General features: G+C 60.4%; 11 protein-coding genes and 2 riboswitches. Of the genes, 10 read left to right on the top strand and 1 reads right to left on the bottom strand.

Annotated elements, in window-relative coordinates:
- The first annotated feature begins 8 nt into the window (after window positions 1-8).
- From HWU94_RS03095 to HWU94_RS03120, 6 genes are all read left to right on the top strand, one after another.
- Window positions 9-1,229: a nitrate/nitrite transporter gene (locus HWU94_RS03095; RefSeq protein ID WP_185174269.1), complete on the top strand. Its 1,221-nt coding sequence runs from the start codon at window positions 9-11 to the stop codon at window positions 1,227-1,229.
- A gap of 195 nt (window positions 1,230-1,424) precedes the next feature.
- A riboswitch (glycine riboswitch) is annotated at window positions 1,425-1,538 on the top strand.
- A riboswitch (glycine riboswitch) is annotated at window positions 1,539-1,651 on the top strand.
- A 56-nt stretch (window positions 1,652-1,707) separates the two neighbouring features.
- The gene (gene gcvP, locus HWU94_RS03100) at window positions 1,708-4,551 is read left to right on the top strand and encodes an aminomethyl-transferring glycine dehydrogenase (RefSeq protein ID WP_185174270.1); all 2,844 of its coding nucleotides are present in this window, start codon (window positions 1,708-1,710) and stop codon (window positions 4,549-4,551) included.
- A 21-nt stretch (window positions 4,552-4,572) separates the two neighbouring features.
- The gene (gcvT, locus tag HWU94_RS03105) at window positions 4,573-5,691 is read left to right on the top strand and encodes a glycine cleavage system aminomethyltransferase GcvT (protein WP_185174271.1); all 1,119 of its coding nucleotides are present in this window, start codon (window positions 4,573-4,575) and stop codon (window positions 5,689-5,691) included.
- A gap of 128 nt (window positions 5,692-5,819) precedes the next feature.
- Window positions 5,820-7,337, top strand: a complete 1,518-nt coding sequence (locus HWU94_RS03110) for an L-serine ammonia-lyase (RefSeq protein ID WP_185174272.1) — start codon at window positions 5,820-5,822, stop codon at window positions 7,335-7,337.
- Between the two features lie 282 nt (window positions 7,338-7,619).
- Window positions 7,620-11,120, top strand: coding sequence for a DNA-directed RNA polymerase subunit beta (rpoB, locus tag HWU94_RS03115; protein WP_185174273.1), 3,501 nt, complete (start codon window positions 7,620-7,622; stop codon window positions 11,118-11,120).
- Window positions 11,121-11,177: 57 nt separating this feature from the next.
- The gene (locus HWU94_RS03120) at window positions 11,178-15,068 is read left to right on the top strand and encodes a DNA-directed RNA polymerase subunit beta' (protein ID WP_185174274.1); all 3,891 of its coding nucleotides are present in this window, start codon (window positions 11,178-11,180) and stop codon (window positions 15,066-15,068) included.
- Window positions 15,069-15,166: 98 nt separating this feature from the next.
- Here the strand turns inward: HWU94_RS03120 and HWU94_RS03125 are convergent, their stop codons facing one another.
- Window positions 15,167-16,072 (bottom strand): shikimate dehydrogenase, encoded by a 906-nt coding sequence (locus HWU94_RS03125; protein WP_185174275.1) that lies wholly within the window; start codon window positions 16,070-16,072, stop codon window positions 15,167-15,169.
- Window positions 16,073-16,227: 155 nt separating this feature from the next.
- Here HWU94_RS03125 and HWU94_RS03130 point away from each other — a divergent pair, with 155 nt between their 5' ends.
- The 4 genes from HWU94_RS03130 to fusA all read left to right on the top strand — a co-directional run bounded on the left by HWU94_RS03130 (window position 16,228) and on the right by fusA (window position 21,798).
- Window positions 16,228-18,318, top strand: a complete 2,091-nt coding sequence (locus tag HWU94_RS03130) for a neutral/alkaline non-lysosomal ceramidase N-terminal domain-containing protein (protein WP_185174276.1) — start codon at window positions 16,228-16,230, stop codon at window positions 18,316-18,318.
- Window positions 18,319-18,763: 445 nt separating this feature from the next.
- On the top strand, window positions 18,764-19,138 hold the full coding sequence (rpsL, locus tag HWU94_RS03135) for a 30S ribosomal protein S12 (protein ID WP_083090707.1): 375 nt from the start codon (window positions 18,764-18,766) through the stop codon (window positions 19,136-19,138).
- Entirely contained in the window at window positions 19,138-19,608 is a 471-nt protein-coding gene (gene rpsG / locus HWU94_RS03140) for a 30S ribosomal protein S7 (protein ID WP_185174277.1), read from the top strand. The genes rpsL and rpsG overlap by 1 nt, the downstream gene beginning before the upstream one ends.
- Window positions 19,609-19,683: 75 nt before the next feature.
- Window positions 19,684-21,798 carry an elongation factor G gene (gene fusA / locus HWU94_RS03145; RefSeq protein WP_185174278.1) on the top strand — a complete coding sequence of 705 codons (2,115 nt, stop codon included), beginning with the start codon at window positions 19,684-19,686 and terminating at the stop codon, window positions 21,796-21,798.
- The last annotated feature ends 29 nt before the right edge of the window (window positions 21,799-21,827 follow it).

Below are 21,827 nucleotides of genomic sequence, written 5' to 3' on the forward strand. Positions count from 1 at the left end.
AAAACACCATGTCTACTACGGCTGTTGCTGCGAAAGATCCGCAGCTTGCTGGCCAGTTTAAGTACGTCATTATGGCGGCCCTGGCCTCCATGATTGGCTTCTGGGGCTGGACCATGATTGGCCCCCTGGCCAAGTACTACACCGAAACCTACGGTCTGACCGAGGGGCAGCGCTCCCTGCTGATCGCTACCCCGGTGATTGTTGGCTCCCTGGCCCGTATTCCGGTGGGTGCGCTGACCGACCGCTTCGGTGGCCGCATCATGTTCACCATCATGCTGACCCTGACCGGTTCAATGGTGCTCATTACCGGCCTGGTGGGGCAGATGGGTAACTTCTCCCTACTCCTGCTGGCAGCCTTCTTTCTGGGCATTGGCGGTTCTATCTTCGCGGTGGGCATTCCTTTCGCCGCGGCCTGGTTTGAACCCCACCGCAAGGGCCTAGCCACCGGTATTTTCGGCATGGGCATGGTCGGTACCGCCTGCGCTGCCTTCTTTAACCCCCGCATGCTGGCTGCCTTCGGCTACTTTCCCACCCACGTCATTATGAGCTGCGTAGCCCTGACCTACGCCGTCATCGTCTGGCTCTTCATCCGTGACTCACCCGTTATGAAGGCCCGCACCCCCGAGCCGGTTCTACCCAAGATTCTGGCTGTGTCTAAGAAGCTGATCACCTGGCAGCTCTGCTTCATCTACGCTGTGGTCTTCGGTGCCTTCGTAGCTTTCTCAAACTTCCTCGCTACCTACATGCAGAACATCTACGGCTACGAGGCCGTTGCCGGCGGTACTTTTGCTGCCATGTTCGCGATCTGCGCCGTGCTGGCCCGCCCCTTCGGCGGGGTCGCAGCCGATAAGTTCGGCGGCAAGCTCACCACCCTCATCGTTTTCGTTGCTATGACCGTGCTGGCCATCTGCATCTCCTTTGAGCCTGAGAGCACCACCGTGAACGCCCTGATTCATGTGGTCATGGCCCTCTTTGTGGGCTTCGGTACCGGCACCATTTACGGCTGGCTGGGTAAGGTCGTTCGCCCGCAGGACACCGGCACCGTATCGGGCCTGGTCTCAGCAGCCGGTGGCCTGGGCGGCTACTTCCCGCCCCTGATCATGGGAGCTGCCTACACCGCCTTCGGCAACTACTTCTGGGGTGTTCTGGCCCTGGGCGCCACCTGCGTCATCTCCATTGTGGTCTCCCTCTGGATGGCCTCAGATAAGAAGGCTGCCCGTCCCGCCTAATCTCATACCCCCTCAGCTATGAGGGGATGTACTCCGAGGACGCCCGCGCCCTGTTTTCCTGCCTTCGGGCAGGGAAGCGGGGCGCGGTTGCGTCCGCCTTCTGATGCCGCCTGTATTGAGGCGCGAAAGCCGCTCATCTGGTGCTCGAGGTGTAAGGTGTGGCACAATAAGGGTTGATAAAACTATAACGCCGTTACAACTGGTGCGGGAGAGACCGTACACACCCGAGGTTGAGGGACCACGGGCACCGGCGCCGAAGGAGCAAACCCTCCCCGGGAAACTCTCAGGCACATGTACCGCTCAGTTAGGCAACTCTGGAGAGGGGCATCAAACCCCCACCGAAGGGGCAAAATTCGCGCCCGCTACCAAGCGTGATGGGTAGCTGCGAACCAAAACTCTCAGGTTTTAACAGAGCGGGGAGGGCACCACCACAGGGCACCCCTGTGGGCAGGTTTACCCTCTACCCCTGGAGAGTTTCATGTCATTCATCGACCGCCACCTTGGCTCCCGTTCAAACGACCAAGAAACCATGCTCTCGGTGCTGGGCTACGACAGCCTCGGCGCCCTCATCAACGAGGTCATCCCTTCCAATATTCGCCTAGAGGGCGACCTCAACCTGCCCGCCCCCCTGTCCGAGCTTGAGGCCCAGAACAAGATTGCCTCCTACGCCGCTCAGAACCAGGTCAAGCACCAGATGATTGGTGCAGGCTACTACGACGCCATCACCCCGGCCGTCATCCGCCGCAATATCCTCGAAAACCCGGGCTGGTACACCTCCTACACCCCCTACCAGCCCGAAATCTCCCAGGGTCGTCTTGAAGCTCTGCTGAACTTCCAGAACACCGTTATGGAGCTGACCGGTCTGCCCATCGCCAACGCTTCCCTGCTCGATGAGGCAACCGCCGTTGCCGAGGCAGCTGTCATGATGTACCGCGCCAACCGCAAGGTTAAGAACGGCTTCTTCGCTCTCGATGCCCGCGCCCTGCCCCAGACCCTCTCGGTCGTCCGTGGCCGCGCCGAAGCCCTGGGTATTCCCTTCGTGATTACCGACTTTGCTGACGGCCTGCCCGAAGGTGACCTCTACGGCATCATTATCTCCAACCCCGGTCATGACGGCGAAGTGCGCGACATCGAGCCGCTCATCAAGGCCGCCAAGGACCGCGGCGCCCTGGTCACCGTCATTGCCGACCTGCTGGCCCAGACCCTGCTGACCGCCCCCGGCCACCAGGGGGCTGACATCGCTGTTGGCTCCTCCCAGCGCTTTGGCCTGCCCTTCTGGTACGGCGGCCCCCACGCGGCCTTTATGGCCGTTTCTAAGGGTATGGAACGCAACCTGCCCGGCCGCCTGGTCGGTGTCTCAAAGGACGCCTTCGGCAAGCCTGCCTACCGCCTGGCTCTACAGACCCGCGAGCAGCACATCCGCCGCGAAAAGGCCACCTCTAACATCTGTACCGCCCAGGCCCTGCTGGCTATTGCTGCCGGTGCCTATGCGGTCTACCACGGCCCCGAGGGCCTGCGCGCCATTGCTAACAGCCTGCACGACAAGGCCGCCCGCATTGCTGCTGCCGGTACCGCAGCCGGCCTGAAGCTGGTCCACGAGACCTTCTTCGACACCGTCGCCTTTGAAGCTAAGGGCCGCGCCGACGAGCTGGTCGCCAAGGCCCTAGAGGCTGGCATCAACATCCGCCGCCTCTCAGCCGACCGTATCTCTATCTCGGTAGGCGAATCCCACACCGAGCAGGTACTCGAAGACCTGGTTACTGCCCTGGGCGGGGAACTGGGGGAGACCGACGCCTACGAGCTACCGGAGGCCCTGCTGCGTACTGACGACTACATGACCCACCCGGTCTTCCACCTCTACCGCTCTGAGACCTCCATGATGCGCTACCTGCGCTCCCTCTCAGACAAGGACCTGGCCCTGGACCGCACCATGATCCCCCTGGGCTCCTGCACCATGAAGCTCAACGCAGCAGCCGAGATGGAACCCATCTCCTGGCCCGAGTTCGCCTCTATCCACCCCAATGTACCCGCCGACCAGGCTACCGGCTGGAAGGCCCTGATTGACGAGCTCTCTGCCTGGCTGGTTGAAATCACCGGTTACGATGCCATCTCCCTGCAGCCCAACTCCGGTGCGTCCGGCGAATACGCGGGCCTGCGCGCTATCCGCGCCTACCACGAGTCCAACGGCGACACCCAGCGCACCGTCGTCCTAATCCCCATGAGCGCCCACGGCACCAACGCCGCCTCTGCCGCCTTGGCGGGTCTGGCCGTTGCCGGTGTTGCAACCGCCCCCGACGGCTCCATCGACGTCGAGGACCTCAAGGCCAAGATCGAAAAGTACGGCGACACCATCGCTGGCATCATGATTACCTATCCCTCCACCCACGGTGTCTTTGAGGAGCAGGTCGTTGAGGTCTGCCAGCTGGTGCATGACGCCGGTGGCCAGGTCTACGTGGACGGCGCCAACCTCAATGCCCAGATGGGCCTGGCCCAGCCCGGCAAGTTCGGTGGCGACGTCTCCCACCTGAACCTGCACAAGACCTTCGCCATCCCCCACGGTGGTGGTGGCCCCGGCGTCGGCCCCGTTGCTGTTGGCGCCCACCTGGAGAAGTACCTGCCCGGCAACGGTTTTGAGGCGGACGCCGACGGCCAGCTGGCAGATGCGCCCCTGCCCATCTCCCAGGCCATGTTCGGCTCAGCCGGTGTGCTGCCCATCTCCTGGATGTACATCGCCATGACCGGTGCCGAGGGCCTGCGCGCCTCTTCAGAGACCGCCATCCTCTCGGCCAACTACATCGCTAAGAAGCTGGGCTCTCTCTACCCCGTGCTGTACGCGGGTGAAACCGGCCTGGTGGCCCACGAGTGCATCCTGGATCTGCGCGAGCTGACCGCGGCGTCCGGAATCACCGCCGAGGACGTCTGCAAGCGCCTCATGGACTACGGCTTCCACGCGCCCACCCTGGCCTTCCCCGTGCCCGGCACCCTCATGGTCGAACCCACCGAATCAGAGTCCCTGGCTGAGCTGGACCGCTTCATCGAGGCAATGACCAACATCCACGCTGAAATTCAGGAAGTCATCGACGGCAAGGTCAGCGCCGAGGAATCCGTGCTCCGCAACGCCCCGCACACCGCCGAGGTCGTCACCGCCGACGAGTGGACCCGCCCCTACCCCCGCTCCCAGGCAGCCTACCCCGTCCACGAGCTGCGCCTGAACAAGTACTTCACCCCCGTGGGCCGTATCGACGGAGCAGGCGGCGACCGCAACTTTGTCTGCGAATGCCCGCCCATGGAAGCCTTCGACCTCGAAGTCCACAGCGCCTAAGGCAAGAAAGGTCTAACCCATATGTCACCCCAGAAAACTGCCCTCTACCAGGTCCACGCAGACCTGGGCGCCGCCTTCACCGACTTCGGCGGCTGGGACATGCCCCTCAAGTACACCAACGACGTTGAAGAGCACAAGGCCGTGCGCTCAGCTGCCGGTCTCTTCGACCTCTCCCACATGGGCGAATTCCGCGTCACCGGCCCCGATGCCGGCGCCTTCCTGGACTACGCCCTGCTTTCCAACATGTCGATTCTCAAGGTGGGCAAGGCCAAGTACTCCCTGCTTCTGGCTGAGGACGGCGGCGTCATCGACGACCTGATTACCTACCGCCTGGGTGAGGAAGAGTTCCTGGTCATTCCCAACGCCGCCAACGTCACCGCCGACTACGAGGTCATGAGTGCCCGCACCGCAGGCTTCGACGTGCAGCTGGTGAACGAGACCGCCCAGACCTCCCTGGTTGCGGTTCAGGGCCCTACCTCAGAGGCCATCCTGCTCGACATGGATCCCTCCGATGCCGAGACCATCACCTCCATGGGCTACTACGCAGCTGCCCCCATCCGCTTTGGCGATATTGAGGCCCTGCTAGCCCGCACCGGCTACACCGGTGAGGACGGCTTCGAAATCTATGTCGCTAACGAGGACGCCGTCAAGCTCTGGGCTCTGGCAGCCGAGCGCGGCGAGAAGCACGGAGCTATACCCGCAGGCCTCGCGGCTCGCGACTCCCTGCGTCTTGAAGCCGGTATGCCCCTCTACGGCCACGAACTGGGCCGCGACATTACCCCCTTCGAGTCGGGAATGGGCAAGCTGGTCGAGATTGCCCTGACCAAGAAAGCCGCCAACTTCGTGGGTAAGGACGCCCTGGTCCAGCTCTCTGAGCAGACCCCGGCTCGTTCCCTGGTCGGCCTCAAGGCCCAGGGCAAGCGCCCCGGCCGGGCGGGCTCCAAGCTGGTAAACGAGAATGGCACCGAGATCGGTGAGATTACTTCGGGTATTCCTTCACCTACCCTGGGCTACCCCGTTGCTATGGCTCTGCTGGCCACCGAGCACGCTACCGCAGGTGCGACCGTCAACGTCGATATCCGTGGTAAGGTTGCTCCCTTCGACATCGTCGAGCTGCCTTTCTACAAACGCGAGAAGTAAGCCGCTCAGCGCACCCCGTTTTAGAACCCTGTGCTACTGCCACCCCGTCACAACCGGCCTTGGAGCGGTTGGTAGCACAGGGTTCTTTCTGACCTAGGACCCCTTGACACCCCGAAGGAATATCACCTATGGACCTCAACGACGCCCCCGACTACCTTTCTGATCCACCCCATTCAGAAGCGCAGACCAAAGCAGAAGCCCTGGACTATGACATCTCTGTCTTTGAGATGTTCTCCATCGGTATTGGCCCCTCCAGCTCCCACACCGTGGGCCCGATGCGAGCCACCAACCGGTTCATCGCCGAGCTGATTGACGCCGGCACACTCAAGGACGTCACCCGGGTCCATATCGACCTCTACGGCTCTCTGGCCGCTACCGGCGCCGGGCACGGTACCATGAGCGCAGCCATTAAGGGGCTGGCCGGTTTTGTGCCCGAAACCATCGATATCACCGCGGCCGAGGCCCTTATGGACCGCAACCAGGTAGACGGCACCCTGCCCCTGGCAGGCTACCCCTCAGCTGCCTTTGAGTCCGGTGCCCCCTGCCCCGGGGCAACCAAGGTGAGCGGGCCCGTCCTAACCTACAAGGAAGCCGATATCACCCTGCGTCCGCTTACGGTGCTGCCCCGCCACACCAACGGCATCAAAGTCACCGCCTACGCGGGGGAGAGCGTGTTGCTGGAGCGCACCTACTTCTCTATTGGTGGCGGCTTCATCGTTGAAGAACACGAAGAATCTTCAGGCTCCACCGGGCTCTCCAAAGCCCCCTACCCCTTTGGGTCGGGCGAAGAGCTGCTGGACATGGCCAATAGCGCGGGGCTTTCCATCGCCCAGCTCAAGATGGAAAACGAGAAGACCGAGCGCAGCGAGAGCGAAGTGCGCGCCGGAATCCTGCATATTCGGCAGGTCATGAAGGAGTGCATCGGCTCGTCCCTAGAGCGTATCGGCTACTTACCCGGACCCCTCAAGGTACGCTGCCGTGCTGGACAGTGGCACCGCGACCTGCTGGCTGAAGACCCCAAGAAATCCCCCGAGTTTGCTATCGACTGGGTCAACCTCATCGCCCTAGCCGTCAACGAAGAAAATGCCTTTGGCGGGCGTATCGTCACCGCCCCCACCAACGGGGCGTCCGGCATTATCCCGGCTGTGCTGCACTACGCCCTCAACTACGTGCCCTCGGTGCGCCACCGCGGCCAAAAGGTCATCGATGACGCCGTCGTTGACTTCTTTCTAGCCGCCGCCTCCATCGGGGCCCTCTACAAGAAGCGAGCCTCCATATCTGGTGCTGAGGTGGGGTGCCAGGGTGAGGTTGGTACCGCCTCGTCCATGGCGGCAGCCGGTCTTGCCCAGGTTATGGGTGGCACCAACGAGCAGGTAGAAAACGCCGCCGAAATCGCCATGGAGCACAACCTCGGCCTGACCTGCGACCCCGTCGGTGGCCTGGTGCAGATTCCTTGCATTGAGCGCAACGCTATGGCGGCATCCAACGCCGTTACCGCCGCCAAGATGGCCCTGCGCGGGGACGGCCAACACCGCGTTTCTCTGGATCAGGTCATCGAAACCATGCGCCAGACCGGCGAAGATATGTCGCACCGCTACAAGGAAACCTCTATGGGTGGTCTGGCCGTCAACGTGGTGGAGTGCTAGCCGGAGTTTGCAAAAGTCGCAGAGATTGGGTATAGACAGCGCAAATGTTTTGCTGTAGCATGATTATTTGCGCTTCCCTAATCTTCTGTGCCTTCATATAGCGGTGGGCAGGTTGTAACAGGTTTTAAGTACGCCCCAGTACCCCGAACATCAATCTAGCCACTATCCCAGCACGGCACAGGTGCTATGACAGGCTAGTTTGCCTTTTCAACGGGTCCTTGAGTGTACCGCCCCTGGTGGGGGAGCGGGTACGAACAGACATGTCTGTGGAAGGATCCAATCTTGGTCGCCTCGAGCACCTCTAATACTGAAGCCGCTAACGGCGTAGGTTCGCAGCGCCGAATCTCATTCGCAAAAATTGCTGGGCCCCTGCAGGTTCCCAACCTGCTCGCGCTCCAGCTCGACAGCTTTGATCAGCTCGTCGGTAACGAACGCTGGGCAGCTAAAGCAGCTGTAGCAGCAGAAACCGGCGATACCTCCGTCAGCCAGACCTCAGGTCTTGCCGACATCTTCGAAGAAATCTCCCCGATCGAAGACTTCCAGGGCACCATGTCCCTGTCCTTCTCCGATCCCGAATTCGCCGACCCCAAGTACACCATGGAAGAGTGCAAGGATCGCGACGCGACCTACGCAGCTCCCCTGTACGTCAAGGCCGAATTCATGAACAACAACACGGGCGAAATTAAGCAGCAGACCGTGTTCATGGGTGACTTCCCCCTGATGACCGAATCCGGCACCTTCGTAATCAACGGCTCCGAGCGTGTCGTTGTTTCCCAGCTGGTTCGCTCACCCGGCGCCTACTTCGAAAAGACCGCCGACCGCACCTCCGATAAGGACATCTACACCGCGAAGATCATCCCTTCCCGCGGTGCCTGGTTCGAACTCGAAATCGACAAGCGCGACCAGGTCGGTGTCCGTCTGGACCGCCGCCGCAAGCAGTCCGTCACCACCCTGCTCAAGGCCCTGGGCTGGAGCGAAGCCAAGATCCTGGCTGAATTCGGTGAATTCGACTCCATCCGCGCCACCCTCGAGAAGGACACCGTCCAGACTCGTGAAGAGGCCCTGCTTGACATCTACCGCAAGCTGCGCCCGGGCGAACCCCCCACGGTTGACGCTGCCCAGAACCTGCTGGACAACATGTACTTCACCCCCCGCCGCTACGACCTGGCAAAGGTCGGCCGCTACAAGGTGAACCGTAAGCTGGGTATCGACACCCCCATCAACGACCCCTCAGCTTCTGTACTGTCCCAGGACGACATCGCAGCGATGATCCGTTACCTGGTTACCCTGCACGCAGGTGGCACCAGCATCAAGGGCGTCCGTGACGGCCAGGAAGTTGACATCCGCGTTGACGTTGACGACATCGACCACTTCGGCAACCGCCGCATCCGCGCCGTGGGCGAACTGATTGAAAACCAGATTCGCACCGGTCTGTCCCGTATGGAGCGCGTTGTCCGCGAGCGTATGACCACCCAGGATGTCGAGGCTATCACCCCTCAGACCCTGATCAACATCCGCCCGGTCGTTGCCGCCATCAAGGAATTCTTCGGCACCTCCCAGCTCTCCCAGTTTATGGACCAGAACAACCCGCTGGCTGGTCTGACCCACAAACGTCGTCTCAACGCGCTGGGCCCCGGCGGTCTCTCCCGTGACCGCGCAGGCATGGAAGTGCGAGACGTGCACCCCTCCCACTACGGCCGTATGTGCCCCATCGAAACCCCTGAAGGCCCCAACATCGGTCTGATTGGCTCGCTGGCAACCTACGCCCGCATCAACCCCTTCGGTTTCATCGAGACCCCCTACCGTATCGTCAAGAACGGCAAGGTCACTGACGAGGTCAAGTACCTCACCGCCGATGACGAAAAGGGCAACACCATCGCTCAGGCCAACGCACCCCTGAACGCAGACATGACCTTCGCTGAAGAGCAGGTTCTCTGCCGTGCAGGCGACGGCTCAGGCGAAGCAGTGCTGGTAGACGCCGGTGAAATTGAGTTCATGGACGTCTCCCCCCGCCAGATGGTGTCTGTGGCAACCGCCCTGATTCCCTACCTGGAACACGACGACGCTAACCGAGCACTGATGGGTGCTAACATGCAGCGTCAGGCTGTGCCCCTGCTCGAATCAGAGGCACCTGTCGTTGGTACCGGTATGGAACGCTACGCGGCTCTTGACTCCGGTGACTCCGTTGTCGCTAAGAAGGCCGGTGTGGTCTCCGAGGTCTCCGCTGACCTGGTTGTCGTCCGCAACGACGATGGCACCACCACCTCCTACCCCATCCTCAAGTTCCAGCGCTCCAACCCCGGTAACTGCTACAACCACCGCGTTGTTGTTAAGGTGGGCGACCGCGTTGAAGAGCGCAGCCTGATTGCTGACGGTCCCTCAACCGACAAGGGCGAACTGGCACTCGGTAAGAACCTGCTCGTGGCCTACATGTCATGGGAAGGCTTCAACTTCGAGGACGGCATCATCCTGTCCCAGCGCATGATCTCCGACGATGTGCTCACCTCAATCCACATTGAAGAGCACGAAATCGACGCCCGCGACACCAAGCTGGGTGCCGAAGAGATCACCCGCGACATCCCCAACGTTTCCGAAGAGGTGCTCTCAGCTCTCGACGAGCGCGGTATCATCCACATCGGTGCCGAGGTTGAGGCCGGCGACATCCTGGTCGGTAAGGTAACCCCCAAGGGTGAAACCGAACTGACCCCCGAAGAGCGCCTGCTGCGCGCCATCTTCGGTGAGAAGTCCCGCGAAGTCCGTGACACCTCACTCAAGGTTCCCCACGGCGAGTCCGGTACCGTTATCGGCGTCCGTATCTTCGACCGCGAAAACGACGACGAAGACCTGCCCAGCGGCGTCAACCAGCTGGTCCGCGTCTACGTTGCCCAGAAGCGCAAGATCACCGTCGGTGATAAGCTGGCAGGTCGCCACGGTAACAAGGGTGTTATTACCAAGATCCTCCCCATCGAGGACATGCCCTTCATGGAAGACGGCACCCCCGTCGACATCATCCTCAACCCGCTGGGCGTTCCCGGTCGTATGAACATCGGTCAGGTACTCGAAGTTCACACCGGCTGGCTGGCCAAGCAGGGCTGGAAGATCGAGGGCAACCCCGCCTGGCTCGACAAGCTCCACAACTTCCCCAAGGAAACCGGCCCCACCAACGTCGCAACCCCCGTGTTCGACGGTGCCGGTGAAGAGGAACTGTTCGAGCTGCTAGACCACGCTAACCCCAACCGTGACGGTGACCGCCTGATCAACCGCTCAGGTAAGGCCCGCCTGCTCGATGGCCGCTCCGGCGAGCCCTTCCCCGAGCCGGTATCCGTTGGCTACCAGTACATCCTGAAGCTGCACCACCTTGTCGACGACAAGATTCACGCACGCTCCACCGGTCCCTACTCCATGATTACCCAGCAGCCCCTGGGCGGTAAGGCCCAGTTCGGTGGCCAGCGCTTCGGTGAAATGGAAGTGTGGGCACTGGAAGCATACGGTGCCGCCTACACCCTGCAGGAAATCCTGACCGTCAAGTCTGACGATGTTCACGGCCGCGTGAAGGTCTACGAAGCCATCGTTAAGGGCGAGAACATCCCCGAACCCGGTGTGCCCGAGTCCTTCAAGGTCTTGATCAAGGAAATGCAGTCCCTCTGCCTGAACGTTGAGGTCCTCTCAACCGACGGTAAGACCATCGAAATGCGCGATGTAGAAGACGAAGGCTTCCGAGCAGCAGATGACCTGGGTATTGACCTGTCCCACGCAGAGCCCAGCTCTGTCGAAGAGGTCTAAGACCCTCCCATCTGTTCGAACAAGACTTCAAAACACTAGGAAAGAGATAAGGACCAAATGTCCAACGAATCTTCACTTGGTTTGATGCGTATTGGCCTGGCGACCTCCCAGAATATCCTGGACTGGTCGTACGGCGAGGTTAAGAAGCCCGAAACCATCAACTACCGAACCCTGAAGCCCGAGAAGGAAGGCCTCTTCGACGAGCGCATCTTCGGCCCTACCCGCGACTGGGAATGCTACTGCGGTAAGTACAAGCGCGTGCGCTTCAAGGGCATTATCTGTGAGCGCTGCGGCGTAGAGGTAACCCGTGCCAAGGTGCGCCGCGAGCGCATGGGCCACATCGAGCTGGCAGCTCCCGTGACCCACATCTGGTACTTCAAGGGCGTGCCCTCACGTCTGGGCTACCTGCTTGACCTGGCTCCCAAGGACCTGGAAAAGATCATCTACTTCGCCGCCTACATGATTACCCATGTGGACGAAGAAGCCCGCCACGAGGATCTGCCCAACCTTCAGGCCGCCCACGACCGTGACAAGAAGGTCCTGCAGGACCAGCTCGCAGCCGACATCAACCTGATCGCCCGCGAAACTGAAGAGGAACTCGCCAAGATCGAGGCTGACGGTGGCAAGGCAGCTGAAAAGCGCAAGCTGCGTGACGCAGCCGAGCGCCAGATGGCGTCCGTCCGCAAGAACGCAGAACGTGAAATCGAGCAGCTCGACCGCATCTGGGACCGCTTCAAGAACCTCAAGGTCGCCGACCTCGAAGGCGACGAAGCCCTCTACCGCGGCATGGTCGACAAGTACGGCATGTACTTCGAAGGCTCCATGGGTGCAGAAGCTATCAAGAAGCGTCTTGAGAACTTCGACATGGAAGCTGAAGCAGAGGCCCTCAAGGACATCATCCAGACCGGCAAGGGCCAGAAGAAGACCCGCGCCCTCAAGCGTCTGAAGGTTGTCAACGCCTTCCTGACCACCGACAACTCACCGCTCGGTATGGTCCTGGACTACGTTCCCGTCATCCCGCCGGAACTGCGCCCCATGGTGCAGCTCGACGGTGGCCGCTTCGCGACCTCCGACCTGAACGACCTCTACCGTCGCGTCATCAACCGCAACAACCGCCTCAAGCGTCTGCTGGAACTCGGTGCCCCCGAGATCATCGTGAACAACGAAAAGCGCATGCTGCAGGAAGCTGTTGACTCCCTCTTCGACAACGGCCGTCGCGGCCGCCCCGTCACCGGCCCCGGTAACCGCCCCCTGAAGTCACTCTCTGACATGCTCAAGGGTAAGCAGGGCCGCTTCCGCCAGAACCTGCTCGGTAAGCGCGTTGACTACTCGGGTCGTTCCGTTATCGTCGGTGGCCCCACCCTGCAGATGCACCAGTGTGGTCTGCCCAAGCAGATGGCTCTGGAGCTCTTCAAGCCCTTCGTCATGAAGCGCCTGGTGGACCTCAACCACGCCCAGAACATCAAGTCTGCTAAGCGCATGGTCGAGCGTTTCCGCCCCCAGGTGTGGGACGTCCTCGAAGAGATCATCACCGAGCACCCCGTGCTGCTGAACCGCGCACCCACCCTGCACCGCCTGGGTATTCAGGCCTTCGAACCCCAGCTGGTCGAAGGTAAGGCTATCCAGCTGCACCCGCTCGTCTGTTCAGCGTTCAACGCTGACTTCGACGGCGACCAGATGGCAGTCCACCTGCCCCTGTCACCCGAGGCTCAGGCCGAGGCCCGCATCCTCATGCTGTCCTCCAACAACATCCTGAAGCCCTCAGACGGCCGCCCCGTTGCGGTACCTGACCAGGACATGATCATCGGTCTCTTCCACCTGACCACCGCACGTGACGGTGAGAAGAACGAAGGCCGCCTGTTCTCGTCCTACGCAGAAGCCATCATGGCTATGGACCGTCACGAGATTGAGCTCTACACCAAGGTCAAGATCGTGCTGGACGACTTCGTACCCTACGAGGGCTGGGAAGCCCCCGAAGGCTACGAGCCCGGTCAGCCCGTCCTGGTAGAAACCACCGTCGGTCAGGTCATCTTCAACGAGACCCTGCCCGCCGACTACCCCTGGTACACCGGCGTTGCCGACAAGAAGTCCCTGGGTGCCCTCATCAACGACCTTGCTGAGAAGTACCCCATGCACGTGGTAGCCAAGACCCTTGACGCCCTCAAGAACACCGGCTTCTACTACGCTTCACGCTCAGGTGTGACCGTTGCGGTCTCCGATATCGCAGCGCCCCCCACCAAGCCCGCCATTATGGAAGGCTACGAGGAGCAGGCAGCCAACATCGAATCCCAGTTCGCCATGGGTCTGATCGACGACGTCGAACGCCGTACCGAACTGATCGACATTTGGACCAAGGCAACTGACGAGGTCGCCGAGGCCATGAAGGAAAACCTGGCTGAGAAGAACACCACCATTAACCGCATGGTCACCTCAGGTGCACGTGGTAACTGGATGCAGGTTCGTCAGATTGCAGGTATCCGTGGTCTGGTGTCTAACACCAAGGGTGAGATTATGCCCCGTCCGATTAAGTCTTCCTACCGTGAAGGCCTGTCGGTTCTGGAGTACTTCATCGCAACCCACGGTGCTCGTAAGGGTCTGGCAGATACCGCGCTGCGTACCGCAAACTCCGGTTACCTGACCCGTCGTCTGGTCGATGTTTCTCAGGACGTCATCGTGCGCGAGCACGACTGTGGCACCCGCCGCGGCCTGACCCTGCCCCTGATCGAGAAGGACGCCGCTGGCAACGTCTCCCTGCACGAGAACGTTGAGTCTTCAATCCACGGCCGCGCTCTGGCTGTTGACGTTGTAGCTGAAGACGGTACTGTACTGGCTGCTGCTGGCGCTGACGTCTCAGATATCGTCATTGATGATCTCTTCAAGGCCGGTATCGAAGAGGTTCGCGTCCGCTCCGTCCTGACCTGTGAGTCCGCTGTCGGTGTCTGTGCACTCTGCTACGGTCGCTCCATGGCTTCGGGTAACCTGGTCGACATTGGTGAGGCCGTTGGTATTATCGCGGCTCAGTCCATTGGTGAGCCCGGTACTCAGCTGACTATGCGTACCTTCCACACCGGTGGTGTCGCATCGGCTGATGATATTACCCAGGGTCTGCCCCGTATTCAGGAACTCTTCGAGGCCCGCACCCCCAAGGGTGTTGCCCCGATTTCTGAGGTCACCGGTCGCGTCACCATCGAGGACACCGACAAGTCCCTGAAGGTTGTTGTCACCCCCGATAACGGCGATGACCCGGTTGCTTACCCCGTCCTGCGTCGTGCCCGCCTGGAAGTTGCCGAAGGTGACCACATCACCGTCGGTACCCAGCTGGTTGCCGGTGCTGTTGACCCCAAGGAGATCCTGCGTATTCGCGGTCCCCGTGAGGCTCAGAAGCACCTGGTGGACGAGGTTCAGGGTGTGTACCGCTCCCAGGGTGTAGGCATCCACGATAAGCACGTTGAGGTTATCGTCCGCCAGATGCTGCGCCGTATCACCGTCATCGACTCCGGTGAGACCAACCTGCTCCCCGGTGAGCTGGTTGAGAACGTGGCGTTCCAGAACGCTAACCGTGCGGCTGTTGCTGAGGGTAAGCGCCCCGCTTCGGGCCGTCCCGAGCTGATGGGTATTACCAAGGCATCACTGGCTACCGAGTCCTGGCTATCTGCCGCGTCCTTCCAGGAAACCACTCGCGTCCTGACCCAGGCTGCGATGGAAGGCAAGGAAGATCCGCTGGTCGGTCTCAAGGAGAACGTCATCATCGGTAAGCTCATCCCCGCTGGTACTGGTCTTGCCATGTACAACGACATCGAGGTTGAGCCCACTGACGAGGCTCGTGAGGCCCTGTTTGCTCAGACCGCAACTCCCTACAACGATTTCAGCTACGCCGAGACCAACGAGGGTGCTATCAGCCCCGAGTTCCAGGCGATCCCGCTGGATGACTACGAGTTCGGTAAGTAAACCGGCTGCCATTTCCCTGGCATAGGTAAGGCCCTTCCCCGCGTATCTGCGGGGGAGGGCCTTCCTCGTATATGGGTTCCGAGCCTGCGCCGTGTTGCCTAGGTGAACTGGTTGCCCTGGGCTTTGAGAAGCTGTTCGAAGTGGGGTAGGAGTTCTGCCCGATTGGGGCTGAGACCGGTGATGAGCTCGAAAGCATCGGCTGCCTGGCCGACAGCCATGAGCCCGCCGGGAAGTACACGGCAGCCTATAGAACGAGCCTTCTGTATGAGTGGGGTGTTTTGGGGCAGGTAGATGACGTCAAAGACCCAGAGGCTTGAGTGAAGGTAGTCCAGGGGTAGGGGAGTGCCGGGGTGGTGGTGCATACCGATGGGGGTGGCGTTGACTAGGCCGGTTGAGGTGGCAAGGACTTCAGCAAGCTCGGCTTCGCTGACGGCGCGGACGGTGGCACCCGGGTAGAGTGCGGCCAGCTGCTGGGCTTTAGTGGAGGACCTCTCAATATCGACATCAAATAGATTGAGCGTTCTAGTTCCTAAACTCAGCAGGGCATCTGCGGTGGCAGAGCCCGCCCCGCCGACACCCAGCTGGGTGACGGTTGCCAAATCCTCGGGAGCCGGGGCCAGCCCCTGGGTTAGGGCAGAAGCAAAGCCACTCACATCGGTGTTGTGCCCGATGAGCCTACCTTCCCGCGCTACCACCGTATTGACAGCCCCCAGCCTGGCTGCGGCGTCCGACACCTCATCGAGGTACTCCAGAACGGCCTGCTTGTAGGGGAAAGTGATATTTAAAGCGTTGAAACCAAAGTCAAACCCCCAGTGCAGCAGATCTCCCACGGGCAGTACACCAGCTATTCGCGCCCCGGGACCCAGAGCATCAAGGTCGATAGGGCGGTAGAGATAGCGCACACCTGCCCGGTCTGCTGCGAACTCGTGCAGGGGCGGGGTAAGAGAGGCTGTGATACCGCTACCTAGCAGGCCGACCAGGTAAGACTCATTGGGGGTGCTCACTCGTACTGTCATTCTCGTGGGGTTAAAGTTCTTCCGTTGTACCACGAATCGCGGGGTAAACACAGCTAGCTAGTAGAGCCTCCGGTCGATAGGCTTATCTGAGCACACACGGGCGGGCTGAACCCGCCTATCTTTACGCACATCTTGAGGGTCGAATGAAACTATCACTACATGTAGGGGTCAAGCTCGGCGTTTTTGGGGCTGCCCTATCGCTAGCTGCCGGAGCCTATCTGATCCCGTCCCAGGCCGACGTTGAGCTGACACCGGCGGGCGTCAATGCACAGAATCTGGCCCAGCTGGTGAACTCCACCCAGCCAACCGCTACTAACCCCTACCTGGTAGGGGCGGGCGTTGCCGATATCACCGGTGAGGTCGCCGAGGTGGCCTTCGTGGGTTACGGTACCGACGCCCAGAAGGGCTCGGGTATTCATACCCGCCAGTACGCCCGCGCCTTCGTGGTCATTGACCCTGCTAGCGGTTCCCGTAACCTGATTGTGGTGCTCGATGCTCTGAGCGCCTGGAATAGCATTCGTGCTGAACTGGTGAACCGTATTCAGGCGGAGCTCGGCCCCGAGTTCACCGAAGCGAACGTCATGATTACAGCCTCCCACAGCCACGCTACCCCCGGCGGCGTGAGCAAGGACGTGCTCTACAACTTGACAACCCTGGGCTTCAACGAACCCACCTTCAACAACCAGGTCAACGGGTCTATGCAGGCTATCCGCGAGGCCCTGGCCGACCTGGCTCCCGGCAACGTGACGGTCTCCAGCAGCCAGCTCACCGGTGTGGGCGTTAACCGCTCGGCGGTGGCCCTGGAGCAAGACCCGGCTAACCTCACCGACGAACTCATCAACGGGGTAGACCCCACCAGCACCACCTTCCGTTTTGAGCACGACGGGGTGACCCGCGCCGTCCTGAACTGGTTCGCTATTCACCCCACTTCTCTGACCAACCAGAACACCCTGGTCTCATCAGATAACAAGGGCTATGCCCAGTACCTGCTCGAAACCGTAGACCACGGGGTCAATCTGAATGCGGGGGCTGAAGATGACGCTTTCATCGCGGCCTTTGCCAACAGCAACACCGGAGACGTCTCGCCCAACACCATGCTGCAGCCGGGCATGGGCCCCACCAACGATATGTTCACCAACCTTGAGATTCAGGGAACCAAGCAGGCGGACGCCGTCCGCACCCAGCTAGCAAGCGCTGGTACTCCGGTGGGGCAGGGCCTGGACTCCCGTATCACCTATGTGGACTTCTCCAAGGTGCAGGTGGACGCCCGGTGGACGGGCACCGGCTACGCGGGCTCTACCTGTAACGCCTCGCTGGGTGCTCCCTTTGCCGCTGGTAGCGTGGAAGATGGCCCCGGCGCAGCCGGCTTTAATGAGGGGGCTAACGCCAATAAGGTCTGGAGCGATTTCAACTGGCTGGCCTACAGCTCGTCTGCCAGCCTGAGTGCCTGCCAGTACCCCAAGGCTAACCTGCTGGCCGTCCACGAGAAGGTGCAGCAGAAGTTGCCGGTGCAGGTCATGCGCTTCGGTAACTACTACCTGCTGGGTATGCCCGGTGAGCACAACGGCGCGGTCGGCGTGCAGTACCGTCAGGATATGGCTGCCCTGCTGGGCGTTGATGAGTCGCAGATTATCGTGCAGGGCTACACCAACGCTTACAGCCACTATGTGACGACCCCGCAGGAATACGTTTCGCAGCAGTATGAGGGCGGGGCCACCGTTTTCGGTATCAATACCATGGGGGCCTTCCGTCAGACCCTCAACACCGTTGCAACTTCCCTGCGCGATGGCACCGAGCTTCCCCTGGGCGATAAGCCCACCGTGCGCACCCCCATGAAGAGCGCTGTGGGCAAGGTCTGGTACGACCTGCCCGGCGTTGGCCACTACTACGGTAAGGTGCTCACCCAGCCTGCCAACACTGCCCGGGGTGCAACCGTCAGCGCCCTCTTTGTGGGCGCCCACCCCAACAACGACCAGCAACTGAACTCCAGCTACCTTGAAGTGCAGCGTCTAGAGGGTAACCAGTGGGTGACCGTCGCCGGCGATAACGACCCGGCTACCCGCTTCCACTGGAAGCGGCACCTGGCAGCCCAGTCCCGCGTAACCATCGAATGGCAGATCCCTGCCGATGCGGTTCCCGGCACCTACCGGATTCTCTACCACGGGGATTCCAAGAACGGGGTTGGCACCATCACCCCCTTCACCGGGGCAACCCAGAACTTCACCGTCAGCTAGGCGGGCAGGTTCCTTCAGGGTGCGGACGCCGCCCCCCTCCCCGGGCAGGGGAGGGGCGCCGACGTCCTTACTCTTTTAAAAGCCTTAAGTGCCAGACATCACCCCGATTAAAGGGCTTAAAGCTGCCCCCAGAGCACACAGGGGGTAGATTAAGCCTTTCTAACCGGCTAGAGTAGTACCCGGAGTACTTAGCAGTAGCATCTACTGCCCGCACAGACACGTTCTGAGCAGTACATAAGAACCAATGGCAGAATGGACACCGTCCTTTGGCCTTGTTCGCCCGGGCATCTCGCCCGAACAGCGATCTTGAGGCCTAAATGCCATTTTTTGTTGTGTCTGGGCTCCTGCTAAGTCATAAAGATTTTCTTTTGCGCTTATCCCAAGTGACAGAAGGCAAGTAAACCGGTAGCCCCTAACGGGGCCGCCGATACCAAACGGAGAACAAGTGCCTACAATTCAGCAGTTGGTCCGTAAGGGCCGTGCACCCAAGGTCGTAAAGACCAAGGCGCCCGCACTTAAGGGCAACCCCATGAAGCGTGGCGTATGCACCCGTGTATACACCACCACCCCGAAGAAGCCGAACTCAGCACTGCGTAAGGTCGCACGTGTTAAGCTCAACGGCGGCGTCGAGGTTACCGCATACATCCCCGGTGAGGGCCACAACCTTCAGGAACACTCCATCGTGCTCGTTCGCGGTGGTCGTGTGAAGGACCTCCCCGGTGTTCGTTACAAGATTGTACGTGGCGCACTGGATACCCAGGGCGTTAAGGGCCGCGGTCAGGCTCGTTCACGCTACGGCGCAAAGAAGGAGAAGAAGTAATGCCTCGTAAGGGTCCCGCTCCTAAGCGTCCCCTCGTAAACGATCCTGTTTACGGCTCACCGCTGGTTACCCAGCTCATCAACAAGGTTCTGCTCGACGGCAAGAAGTCAACCGCTGAGCGCATCGTTTACGGTGCACTCGAAGGCGTTGCTCAGAAGACCGGCGCAGATCCCGTAGCAACCCTCAAGAAGGCTATGGACAACGTCAAGCCTTCACTCGAGGTTCGCTCACGCCGCGTTGGCGGTGCGACCTACCAGGTCCCCGTCGAGGTTCGTGCAGGCCGTGCAACCGCACTGGCTCTTCGCTGGCTCGTTGGCTTCTCAAAGCTTCGCCGCGAGAAGACCATGACCGAGCGTCTCATGAACGAGATCCTGGATGCTTCCAACGGTCTCGGTGCAGCTGTGAAGCGTCGCGAAGACACTCACAAGATGGCAGAGTCCAACAAGGCCTTCGCACACTACCGCTGGTAATTTTTTCGTAGCCTGCCGCTATTTACAACAGTACATAGCGGCAGGCTATCGGAGTTTCTCACAAGGGAGAACAAAGTGGCACTAGACGTGCTTACAGACCTGGAAAAGGTCCGCAACATTGGTATTATGGCGCACATTGACGCCGGTAAGACCACCACAACCGAACGCATCCTCTTCTACACCGGTATTAACCACAAGATCGGTGAAACCCACGACGGTGCGTCAACCATGGACTGGATGGCTCAGGAACAGGAACGCGGTATTACCATTACCTCCGCGGCTACCACCTGCTTCTGGAAGAACAACCAGATCAACATCATCGACACCCCCGGCCACGTTGACTTCACTGTTGAGGTTGAGCGTTCACTGCGCGTCCTCGACGGCGCTGTAGCCGTGTTCGACGGTAAGGAAGGCGTTGAGCCTCAGTCTGAGACCGTTTGGCGTCAGGCTGACAAGTACGAAGTTCCCCGCATCTGCTTCGTCAACAAGATGGACAAGCTGGGCGCTGACTTCTACTTCACCGTAGACACCATCGTCAAGCGTCTGGGTGCAACCCCCCTCGTTATGCAGCTGCCCATCGGCGCTGAAAACGACTTCATCGGCGTCGTTGACCTGCTCACCATGCAGGCCTACGTCTGGCCCGGCGATGCCAAGGGCGACGTTACCATGGGTGCTTCCTACGAAATCCAGGAAATCCCTGCTGATCTGCAGGAAAAGGCAGAGCAGTACCGTGCCGAGCTCGTTGAAAACGTTGCTGAAGCTTCCGAAGAACTCATGGAAAAGTACCTCGAAGAGGGCGAACTGACCATCGAGGAAATCAAGGCAGGCGTCCGCGCCCTGACCGTTGCTAACGAAGCCTACCCCGTCTTCTGTGGCTCAGCATTCAAGAATCGCGGCGTACAGCCCATGCTCGACGCAGTTCTCGACTACCTGCCCTCACCGCTGGATGTCCCCCCGATGATTGGCCACCTGCCCTCTGACGAAGAGGTTGAAGTAACCCGCAAGCCCTCAGCTGACGAGCCCTTCGCAGCTCTGGCCTTCAAGGTTGCAGCTCACCCCTTCTACGGCCAGCTGACCTACATCCGCGTTTACTCCGGTAAGGCAGAACAGGGCCAGCAGGTTCTGAACGCCACCAAGGGTAAGAAGGAACGTATCGGCAAGCTCTTCCAGATGCACTCCAACAAGGAGAACCCTGTAGAAGAGATCCAGGCAGGTCACATCTACGCGGCAATCGGCCTGAAGGACACCACCACCGGTGACACCCTCTGCGACGTTGCTAACCCCGTAGTTCTGGAATCCATGACCTTCCCCGCTCCCGTGATCTTCGTGGCTATCGAGCCCAAGACCAAGGGTGACCAGGAGAAGATGTCAACCGCTATCCAGAAGCTGTCTGCTGAAGACCCCACCTTCACCGTTTCACTCAACGAAGAAACCGGCCAGACCGAAATCGGCGGCATGGGCGAGCTCATGCTCGACATCATCGTTGACCGTATGAAGCGCGAATTCAAGGTTGAGGCTAACGTTGGTAAGCCCCAGGTTGCTTACCGCGAAACCATCACCAAGAAGGTCGAGAAGGTCGACTACACCCACAAGAAGCAGACCGGTGGTTCCGGTCAGTTCGCGAAGGTTCAGGTCTCCTTCGAACCCATCGCCCTCGATGCTGAAGAGCTCTACGAGTTCGACAACGTCGTCACCGGTGGTCGTGTTCCCCGCGAATACATCCCCTCCGTTGACGCCGGTATCCAGGACGCAATGCAGCTCGGTATCCTCGCTGGCTACCCCGTTGTTGGTGTCAAGGCAACCCTGATTGACGGTGCTTACCACGACGTTGACTCGTCAGAAATGGCGTTCAAGATCGCTGGTTCAATGGTCTTCAAGGAAGGCGCCCGCCGCGCCGCTCCCGTCCTGCTGGAGCCCCTGATGGCTGTTGAAGTACGTACCCCCGAGGACTACATGGGCGACGTTATCGGCGACCTGAACTCACGTCGTGGTCAGATCCAGTCCATGGAAGATGCAGCAGGCGTTAAGATCGTTCACGCTCTTGTTCCGCTGTCAGAAATGTTCGGTTACATCGGTGACCTCCGTTCAAAGACCCAGGGTCGTGCAGTCTTCTCCATGGAGTTCGACAGCTACGCCGAGGTTCCCAAGAACGTTGCTGATGAAATCATCCAGAAGAGCCGCGGCGAGTAATACTTGCCCGGGTGCGGCTCACCCCGTGT

Source organism: Rothia nasimurium, assembly GCF_014217215.1.
Lineage (GTDB): Bacteria > Actinomycetota > Actinomycetes > Actinomycetales > Micrococcaceae > Rothia > Rothia avistercoris.